Origin of the sequence: Actinomadura roseirufa (genome assembly GCF_900659635.1) — a bacterium.
GTDB classification, from domain to species: domain Bacteria; phylum Actinomycetota; class Actinomycetes; order Streptosporangiales; family Streptosporangiaceae; genus Spirillospora; species Spirillospora roseirufa.
In genome coordinates, this window is sequence record NZ_CAACVB010000282.1 from 1 (window position 1) to 9,101 (window position 9,101).

Sequence of the window (9,101 nt, forward strand, 5' to 3'; positions counted from 1 at the left end):
AGCGCCCTGCCGCCGGTCTCGGCGCCGAGCACGACGGCGCCGTCGCCGGGGCGGTGCGCGGGGACGCGGGTCGCGAGGGCGCGCAGGTCGTCGGGGGAGTCCACGACGCGGGCGACGAGCCAGCCGCCGGGGACCGGTTCCGCGGCGGCCGCCAGGCGCCGCGCGTGCTCGTCCAGCCGGTCCCGGCGCAGTGACTCCAGTTCGCGCCGCGTCTGCGCGAGCGTCTCCAGGCGGCGGCGCAGCCGGTCGGGCGCCTGGTCGGGGTGGACGTCCAGCAGGGCCGCCAGTTCGGTGAGGAGGGCGCGCCGGTGGTCGTGGTGCCGCAGGGCGTCCGCGCCGGTGAGCGCCTCGACGCGGCGCAGGCCGGTGCCGATGGAGGACTCGCCGACGATGTGGACGGGGCCCGCCTGCGAGCCGTGGCCGACGTGTGTGCCGCCGCACAGTTCGCGGGACGCGTCGCCGATGTCGACGATCCGCACGCGGTCGCCGTACTTCTCGCCGAACAGCGCGACCGCCCCGGCCGCCTCCGCCTCGGCGCGGCCCGCCTCCCAGACGCGGACGCCGGGGTCGTCCAGCAGGTAGTCGTTCACCAGGGTCTGGACGGTGTCCAGCTCGGCGCGGCCGAGTGCGGAGAAGTGCGCGAAGTCGAAGCGCAGCCGGCCGGGTTCCACGCGCGAGCCGCGCTGGGCCGCGTGGTCGCCGAGGACGCGGCGCAGCATCGCGTGCAGGACGTGGGTGGCGCTGTGCGAGCGTGCGGTCGCCGCGCGCCGGTCGGCGTCCACGGTCGCCTCCGCCTCCGCGCCGGGGCGCACTTCGCCTTCGGTCACCCGGACGGTGTGGACGTGCAGTCCGTCCAGTCCCCGGCGGGTGTCGACGACCTGTAGGACGCCCCCATCGGAGGTGCGCAGCGTGCCGGTGTCGCCCACCTGGCCGCCCGCCTCCGCGTAGAAGGGGCTCCGGGTGAGGATCACCTCGACTTGGTCGCCCTCGCGCGCGCTCTGCACGGTGCCGGTGTCGTCGAGGAGCGCGACCAGACGCGTTTCGGTGGTGGTGGTTTCGTACCCGACGAACTCGGTCAGCCCGTACTCGGCGCCGATCCGCCGATACAGGTCCCGGCGCGCGGCCGCCTCACCCTTGCGGTCCCGGCTCGCGCGGTGCGCCTGGCGGCGCTGCTCGTCGAGCAGGGCGGCGAAGGCGTCCTCGTCGACGGTGAGGCCCGCCGAGCGCGCCGCGTCCAGGGTGAGGTCGATGGGGAAGCCGTAGGTGTCGTGCAGGTCGAACGCGGTCCGGCCGGAGAGGGGGGACGTCGCCCGGCCGATCGCGGTCTCCAGGATCCGGGAGCCCTGCCGGAGCGTCCGCTCGAAGCCGTCCTCCTCGGCGGTGACGACGCGCCGGATCAGCTCGGACTCGCGCGTCAGCTCCGGCCACGCCTCGCCCAGGTTGCCGACGACGGTCCCGGTGAGCGCGGCCAGGACCGGTCCGTCGATGCCCAGACGGCGCGCGTGCAGGATCGTGCGGCGCATGAGGCGCCGCAGGACGTATCCGCGGCCGTCGCGGGAGGGCAGCACGCCGTCCGCGATGAGGAACGCGACGGAGCGCGCGTGCTCGGCGACGATGCGGATGGAGGTGGAGGTGTCGCCGCCGTCGCGTCCGGGGTACTCGCGTCCCGACATCTCCTGGACGAGCCGGAACCCCGGGGCGAGCAGGTCGGTCTCGCACACGGTCTCGACGTCCTGGAGGATCGCCGCGAGCCGGTCGAGGCCCAGGCCCGTGTCGATGTTGCGGTGGGGCAGCGTTCCCACCACGGGGTAATCGCCCTTGCCGGTCCCTTCGCCGCGGAGGTTCTGCATGAACACGAGGTTCCATAGTTCCTGGTAGCGCTCTCCGTCCACCGCAGGGCCGCCGTCACGCCCGAAGGACGGTCCACGGTCGTAGTGGAGTTCGGACGAGGGCCCGCATGGGCCGGGCATGCCCATGGACCAGTAGTTGTCCTCCATCCCGAGCCGCTGGATGCGTTCCGAGGGGACGCCGACACCGCGCCAGAGTTGCTCCGCCTCGTCGTCATCGAGGTACACGGTGACCCAAAGGCGGTCGCGGTCGAGGTTGTAGTGGCGGGTGAACAGCTCCCACGCCCAGGAGATGGCCTCCGCCTTGAAGTAGTCGCCGAAGGAGAAGTTGCCGAGCATCTCGAAGAACGTCGCATGGCGCGTCGTGCGCCCCACGTTCTCGATGTCGGACGTCCGCGCGCACTTCTGCACGGACATCGCGCGGGGATGCTCCGGGACGGTCTCGCCGAGGAAGCAGGGCTTGAACTGGTTCATGCCCGCGTTCGCCAGGAGCAGCGTGGGATCGGACGGGATGAGCGAGCTGGACGGCACGACGCGGTGGTCGCGTTCGCCGAAGAAGCCCAGGAAGGTCGAGCGGATGTCAGAGGAGCGCATGGGACGGCCTCACGAGGTCGATGGGATGACGGCGCGCACCGCCGAGCCGGGCCGGGCACGAATGCTCGGTTTCCGGCTCGGCGCGGCTAGCTCGCCGCCCCACCTCGTGAAGGGCCATCGGTTCCGCTCGGTTCCGTTCGGACGTCGGTGAAAGTCGGTTCACGCTACCTCGCGGGCCGCGCCCCCGGCACGTCCATTTCGCTCGGGACGCGAGGGGCGGCGACGGGACCCGGCGAGGCGATGGGCTCGGCGGGGGCGGCGGCCCTGGCGTCGTAGGCGGCGCGTGCCGTGTCGATCTCGTCGAGGTGGGACTCGGCCCACTTGACGAGCGAGCTGGCGGCGTCCAGGAGCGTCGCGCCCAAGGGGGTGAGGGTGTAGTCCACGCGGGGCGGCATGACCGGGTAGACGGTGCGGGCGACGATGCCGTCGCGTTCGAGGCCGCGCAGGGTGACGGTGAGCATGCGCTGGCTGATGCCGTCGATCTCGCGCTTGAGCTCGGTGAAGCGCTTGGTGCGCTCGCCGAGGATCGCGATCACCTGGAGCGACCACTTGTCGCCGACCCGGTCGAGGATCTCCCGGGCGCGGCACATCGACGGGTGGTGCTCGCGGAACGCGCTGGGCTGCATGGTTCTCTCCAGGTGACCGGGGCAGGAAAAAGTGCCTTCTTGTGCCGACTCGGGGGGCGTCCGCACGATGGTGACGGTTCCCATTCGGAACCGTCTTACCTCTCGGAACTCAAGGAGACACGATGACCGCCCAGCTTGTCGAGATCCCGGGCTACGTCGCCGGGACGTGGGAGATCGACCCGGTCCACTCCGGCGTGGGCTTCACGATCAGGCACCTGATGGTCAGCAAGGTCCGCGGCCGGTTCGGGACGTTCGAGGGGACGATCATCACGGCCGAGGACGTCCTGGACTCGTCGGTGACCGCGACCGTCGACCTGTCCTCCATCGACACCGGCAACGCCCAGCGCGACGAGCACGTCCGGTCCGCGGACTTCCTGGACGTCGCGAAATACCCCTCCATGACGTTCCGGTCCACCGGCCTGCGCGCCGAGGACGAGGGTTTCCTGCTCGACGGGGAGCTGTCGCTGCGCGAGGTGACCAAGGACATCACGTTCCGGCTCCAGGTCGAGGGCTTCGGCCCGGACGTGTTCCGGCAGGACGACCCGTTCAAGGGCGCCCGCGTCGGGTTCACGGCGACCGGCGAGCTCAGCCGCCTGGAGTTCGGGGTCGGGGACGGCGCGACGATCCCGGGCGGGGCGCTGGCGCTGAGCGACAAGATCCAGATCGTGCTGGAGATCCAGGCGGCGCTGCGGACCGGCTGAGCCCCCGTTCCCCCGCCGTTCCCGTTCCGTTCAGGCGCCGCCCGCGCCGCAGGCGTGATCATTGGATGCCCCGGGGGACGAGCGCGGAGGGCATCGATGACGGACGGGACGCCCGGCGGGGCGCCGGCGGGGGAGGGGCCCCGGCGGGCGCGGCTCGCGGCGCCGTGGCTGGTGGGCGGGCTGACCGCGGTCATCACCGCGGTGACGACCTCACTGGACGCGCTGCGGCTGCCGGGGCCGGCGCAGCTCGCGGTGACCGGCGGCGTGGCCGCCCTCGCGGGGATCGCGGCCTGGGCCGCGCAGCAGGGAGCGGGGGCAGGGCGGCCGGCCGCGCCCGCGGCGCTCGGCGCGGTCACCCCGGCGCAGCTCCCGCCGGTGATCGCCCATTTCACCGGCCGGGACGAGTCGCTCGGCGAGCTGCGCCGCGCGGTCGCCGCGGGCTCGGGGTCCCCGGCGTCGCCGCTGGTGGTGTCGCTGCACGGCCCGGCCGGGGTGGGCAAGTCGGCGCTGGCCGCCCGGTTCGCGCACGAGATCGCCGACGGCTATCCCGACGGCTCCCTCTACTTCGACCTGCGCGGCACGGGGGACGCGCGGGTCGCCCCCGAGGAGGTGCTGATCGGGTTCCTGCAGGCGCTGGGCGTCCGGCTGGCCACCGACCCCGGCGGGCTGCCGGAGCTGCAGAAGCTGTGGTGGACGTGGACGCGCGGCCTCCGGCTGCTCGTCCTGCTGGACAACGCCCGCGACGCCGACCAGGTGCGGGCGCTGCTGCCGCCGGTGGCCGGCTGCGCGGTGCTGGTGACCTCGCGGCAGCCGCTCTACCTGCGCAACACCGTCGACCGGCGGCTGCGCCGGTTCACCGCGCAGCACTCGGTGGAACTGCTCGCCCGGCTCGCCGGGCCGGACCGGATCCGGCGCGACCCGGAGGCCGCGGCCGAGATCGCCGAGCTGTGCGGGCACCTGCCGCTCGCCGTCGGGATCTGCGGCGGGCGGCTCGCGGCCCGCGAGTCGTGGACGCCGCGCGCGATGGCCGACCGGTTGCAGGACGAGCGCCGCCGCAGGCTGGACGAGCTGGAGACGGCCCGCGACATCGACAAGAGCGTCCGGGCGAGCCTGGCGCTCAGCTACGACGACTGCAGCCGCACGCAGCGCCGCCTGCTGCGCACGCTCGGGCTGCTCACCGTGCCCGACGTGCAGGGCTGGGCGGCGGGCGCGCTGCTCGGGGTGTCGGACCTGGAGGGCGACGACCAGCTCGAGGCCCTCGTCGACGCCCAGCTCGTCGAGTGCTCCGGGACGGACGCGACGGGCCGGATGCGCTACCGGCTGCACGATTTGGTCCGGCTGTACGCGCGGGAGCGGGCCGAGCGGGAGGACGCCGGGCATGAGCGGGACGCGGCCGTCGAGCGCGTCCTGGACGGGTACCGGGAGCGCGCGGAACGGGTCGCGGCGGCGCGCTGGCCGCAGGACTGGCATCGCGGGTCCGGGCAGGTGCCCCGCGCGGAGTACTCGGCGGTGGACTGGCTGACCAGCGAGCGCCTCGCCGTCCTCGCGCTGCTGGACCAGGGGGCGCGGCGCGAGATGTGGGGCCTGGTGTGGCGGCTCGGCCGGGCGGCGTGCTCGCTGTTCCACTCGCTGCGGGTGTTCTGGCCGGAGTGGCGGGCGGCGGCCGAGCTGACCTACTCGGTGGCCGTGGAACTGGGCGACGACCGTTCCCTGGGCATCGCCCTGCTCGAACGGTCGTCGGTAGAGGGCAACCAGGGACGGATGGACCACGCGAACCGCGACGCGTCCGAGGCCCTGCGCATCTTCACCGGGGCACGCGAGATGTGGTGGCGGGCGCGCGCGCTGAGGGCCGTGGGCATGAGCCTTAGGGACGCGGGGAACCTGGACGAGGGCCAGCGCTACCTCCTTGAGTCCATCGAAGCGTTCGAGGAGCAGGGCGACGCGTGGTGGCAGGCGCGCACCCAGCGGAACCTGGCCGAGCTGCGGCTCGCCCAGCGCCGCTACGAGGAGGCCCGCGGCCTGCTCGAACGCTCCCTCGCGGTGTTCCAGCGCGACGGCAACCGCTACTCGGAGGCGCAGACGCTCCGCGCCCTCGGCGAGGTGCTGGCCTCGGAGGCGCGCGGCCTGCGCGCGGCCGGCGAGCAGGCCGCCGCCGACGTCAAGTACAGCCTGGCGGCGCCCGCGCTGGAGCGCGCGGCCGAGGCGTTCCGGCTGCGCGGCGAGCAGTGGGAGGAGGCCCGCTGCCTGCGCGCCGCCGGTGAGGTCGGCGACCCCCGTAACGGCCTGCGCGAACTGGCGTTCGTCCGGCAGGCCGAACGGATGCTGGAGGCGCTCGGCGACACCTGGGGCGTCGCGCGGATCCGCATCTCCGAGGGCCGCGCCCTCGGCCGCCTCGGCAGGCACGCCGAGGCCGCCGCCGCCCTCCGCGGGGCCGTGACCGCCTTCGACGAGCTGGGGGACCGCTGGTGGCAGGCCCGCAGCCGGCGGACGCTCGCCGAGGTCCTGCTGGACGCGGGGGAGCGCGAGCAGGCCGTAGAACCGGCCCGCGAGGCCCTCGACCTCTACCAGAGCCTGGGCAACGAGGCGGGCGTGACCCGCGCCCAGTCCGTCCTGGATAGGGCTGAATTGTAAGAAGCCCGGCCCACCGCGCTCGCCCAGGGCTCGCTTCGCGACCGGTCTTGTGCGAGCGCGAATCGCTTCGCCTGACGGCTATCGAGTGGAGGAGTTTTGCGCTGGGGTGCTCGGGCTGTGGTCCTCGCCGAGCGGCGGGGTCATCGGCGCGGTGACCGGTGGCCTGGGCGGAGGCGGGGGAGGAGCGTGGGCAGGGTCTCCAGGGTCGTGATCCGGGGTACGTCCAGGTTCGGTGGCGGGGGGTCGCCGGAACGGTCCAGCCAGACCCCGGCCAGTCCGGCGGCCGCGGCGGCGCGGGCGTCGGTCCCGAGTTTGTCCCCGACGTAGACGGCCGCGTCCGGGGGCAGGTCCAGCCCGGCGCAGGCCGCGTGGAAGATCTCCGCCGCGGGTTTCGCGAACCCCGCCTCGCTCGAGGCGAGGACGTACGGCAGCCGGTTCGCGAGCCCGATCCGCTCGATCTTCGCGCGCTGCTGCTCCGCCCGCCCGTTGGTGATCACGCCGAGGCGCGTCCCGCCCGCGGCCAGGACCGCCAGGGCCGGGACGGCGTCCGGGAACGCGCGCCACGCCGAGGCGTACCGGCCGGCGTACCCGGCGAACCAGGCGTCGGCGCGGCCGGTGTCCCAGCTGCCGAGGCCCAGGTCCCGCGCCAGCCCGATGATGCGCGCGCGCCGCTGGTCCGCGAAGCTCAGCTCGCCCGCCAGGTAGCGGTCGATCGCCTCCTCGGTCAGTTCGAGCCAGCGCCGGACGAGCGGGGCGGCGTCCTCCGCCGGGAACGAGGCGGCGATCGCCGTGGCGGCCGCGGCGTCGTGGTCGAAGAGGGTCCCGTCCAGGTCGAAGAGCACGGCGCGCGTCATAGGCTCGCTCAGACGGAGTCGCGGGCCCTGGCGAGGAGGCGCGCTGTGCTCATGACGGTGGCGCGGCGGCGCGCCAGGGCGGCCGCGTCGTCCTCCTCGTCGAGGACGAGGCGGCACAGCTGCGGAACGGCGAAGTTCCACGCGACGAGGCCGACGATGGTGAAGAGCCAGTCCTGCACGGCGGCGGTGGCGCACGGTTCGGGCAGGTCGTCGGCGAAGCCGCCGGCCCGGAGGGCGGCGACGTTCGCGCGGTACTCGGCGCGGCGTTCCGGCTCGTTCTCCACGTCGTCCACCTCCAGGGCCTCCCAGAGCAGCAGCCTGATCAGCTCGGGGTTCTCCTGGTACCAGTCGAACAGCTCCCCGACCGTGACGCTGACGTCGTCCGGGTCGACACCGGCCCGGCACACCTCGTCCATCTTCGTGCGCAGCACGGCGCCGAAGAGCCCGCGCTTGCCGCCGAAGTAGAGGTAGATCGCCTGCTTGTTGGCCCTGGCCTCGGTGGCGATGCGCTCGATCCGGGCGCCCGCGAGGCCGTGCGCGGCGAACTCGGCGGTCGCCGAGCTCAGGATGCGCCGCCTGGTCGCCTCCGCGTCGTAACCCATACCTGGATTAAACCATCCGGTTGACTTTCCGCCCGGCGACGGCCAGGCTCTAAAACAACCGGATGGTTTATTCTGGAGGACATGATGACCACCACAGCCGCGCCCGACCCGGCCCCCGTCCGCTCGCCGCTGCCCCAGGCGCTGGCCGGGAGCACGGCCGTCCTCATCGGCGGCACCGCGGGCATCGGCCTGGCCACGGCTGAGCTGCTCGCCGCGGCGGGCGCCCGCGTCGTGCTGGCCGGGCGCGACCCGGAGCGCCTCGACGGCGCCGTGCGGCGGGTGCGCGCGGCCGTCCCGGCGAACGGCGTGGAGGACGGCGGGGACGGGCCGGTGCTCGGTGTCGTCGCCGACGTCAGGGACGAGCGGACGGTGGAGGAGGTCTTCGCGCGGGCCGGGGCGGTCGACCACGTCCTGCTGACCGCGGGCGGGTTCGAGGGCGCCGGACCCCTCGCCGATCTCACCCGGGCCGGTGCCCAGGCGGCGTTCGAGAGCCGGCTCTGGGGCGCCCTCGCGGTCGCGCGGTCCGCCGCCCCGCGGCTCGCTCCGGGCGGGTCCGTGACGTTCAGCTCCGGCGTCCTCGTGACCCGGCCCCGGCCGGGCCTGTCCGCCCTGCTCGGGGTGGCCGGCGGCATCGAGCCGCTGACCCGCGCGCTGGCCGTGGAGCTCGCCCCGCGCCGGCTGCGGGTGAACGCCGTGCGGTTCGGGATCATCGACACCGCCCTGTCGCGCCGCGCGGCCGGCGCCGAGGAGGCGCGGAGCACGCCCGTGCCGCTCGGCCGGATGGGAACGCCGGAGGAGGCCGCCTCGGCCGTCCTGTTCATGATGGCCAACACCTACGTGACGGGCGAGATCCTCACTGTGGACGGTGGCTTCTCCATCGGCTGACCGCGCGAAAATCCGCCTGCCCTGCGATGGACCGTCTGAGATCATCCGGTTCGTGAGATTCGCCGGGGATTTCGAGGCGCACCTGACCGTCCACCATGGGGTATCGGCGGAAGAGGTCGCCGCGTGGGCGGCCGGGCGCGGGATGAAGTTCACCCACATCGTCCTGGAACGCGGCCGGGTCGCCTCACAGCCGATGCTCACGGTCCGGTGCCGCGGCACGCTGGACGAGGCGCTCGTCCAGGCGGAGCGCACTGCCGCGCGCCTAGATGATTGATTCCAAGGGGTGTCGTTGCGTTCAGTGATCGTAGGCAGTCAGGGAACGGGCGGTGGGCCGGCCGGTCTTGTCGTTGTGCCAGATCGC

Annotated in this window: 8 protein-coding genes; 4 read left to right on the forward strand and 4 right to left on the reverse strand. The window is 74.0% G+C overall.

The annotated features are described in order from the left end of the window. Positions 1-2,441: alanine--tRNA ligase (gene alaS, locus E1291_RS34975; protein WP_131742348.1), on the reverse strand; the 2,441-nt coding region annotated here is incomplete at its 3' end. Positions 2,442-2,605: 164 nt separating this feature from the next. Beyond that, positions 2,606-3,067 carry a winged helix-turn-helix transcriptional regulator gene (locus E1291_RS34980; RefSeq protein ID WP_131742349.1) on the reverse strand — a complete coding sequence of 154 codons (462 nt, stop codon included), beginning with the start codon at positions 3,065-3,067 and terminating at the stop codon, positions 2,606-2,608. Between the two features lie 122 nt (positions 3,068-3,189). On the opposite strand from E1291_RS34980, the gene E1291_RS34985 reads away from it, so the two are divergent. Both E1291_RS34985 and E1291_RS34990 read left to right on the forward strand, forming a co-directional pair. Next, entirely contained in the window at positions 3,190-3,768 is a 579-nt protein-coding gene (locus E1291_RS34985; RefSeq protein ID WP_131742350.1) for a YceI family protein, read from the forward strand. A gap of 96 nt (positions 3,769-3,864) precedes the next feature. After that, positions 3,865-6,399 carry an ATP-binding protein gene (locus E1291_RS34990; RefSeq protein ID WP_131742351.1) on the forward strand — a complete coding sequence of 845 codons (2,535 nt, stop codon included), beginning with the start codon at positions 3,865-3,867 and terminating at the stop codon, positions 6,397-6,399. Between the two features lie 140 nt (positions 6,400-6,539). Here E1291_RS34990 and E1291_RS34995 read toward each other — a convergent pair whose 3' ends face one another. Together E1291_RS34995 and E1291_RS35000 are read right to left on the reverse strand one after the other, a co-directional pair. Next, positions 6,540-7,253, reverse strand: coding sequence for an HAD family hydrolase (locus tag E1291_RS34995; protein WP_131742352.1), 714 nt, complete (start codon positions 7,251-7,253; stop codon positions 6,540-6,542). A gap of 8 nt (positions 7,254-7,261) precedes the next feature. Continuing rightward, entirely contained in the window at positions 7,262-7,855 is a 594-nt protein-coding gene (locus E1291_RS35000) for a TetR/AcrR family transcriptional regulator (RefSeq protein WP_131742353.1), read from the reverse strand. An 81-nt stretch (positions 7,856-7,936) separates the two neighbouring features. Here E1291_RS35000 and E1291_RS35005 point away from each other — a divergent pair, with 81 nt between their 5' ends. Together E1291_RS35005 and E1291_RS35010 are read left to right on the forward strand one after the other, a co-directional pair. Next, a complete protein-coding gene (locus E1291_RS35005) occupies positions 7,937-8,740 on the forward strand; it encodes an SDR family oxidoreductase (protein ID WP_131742354.1) in 804 nt (267 codons plus the stop codon). A 52-nt stretch (positions 8,741-8,792) separates the two neighbouring features. Next, on the forward strand, positions 8,793-9,014 hold the full coding sequence (locus tag E1291_RS35010; protein ID WP_131742355.1) for a hypothetical protein: 222 nt from the start codon (positions 8,793-8,795) through the stop codon (positions 9,012-9,014). Positions 9,015-9,101 lie beyond the last annotated feature (87 nt).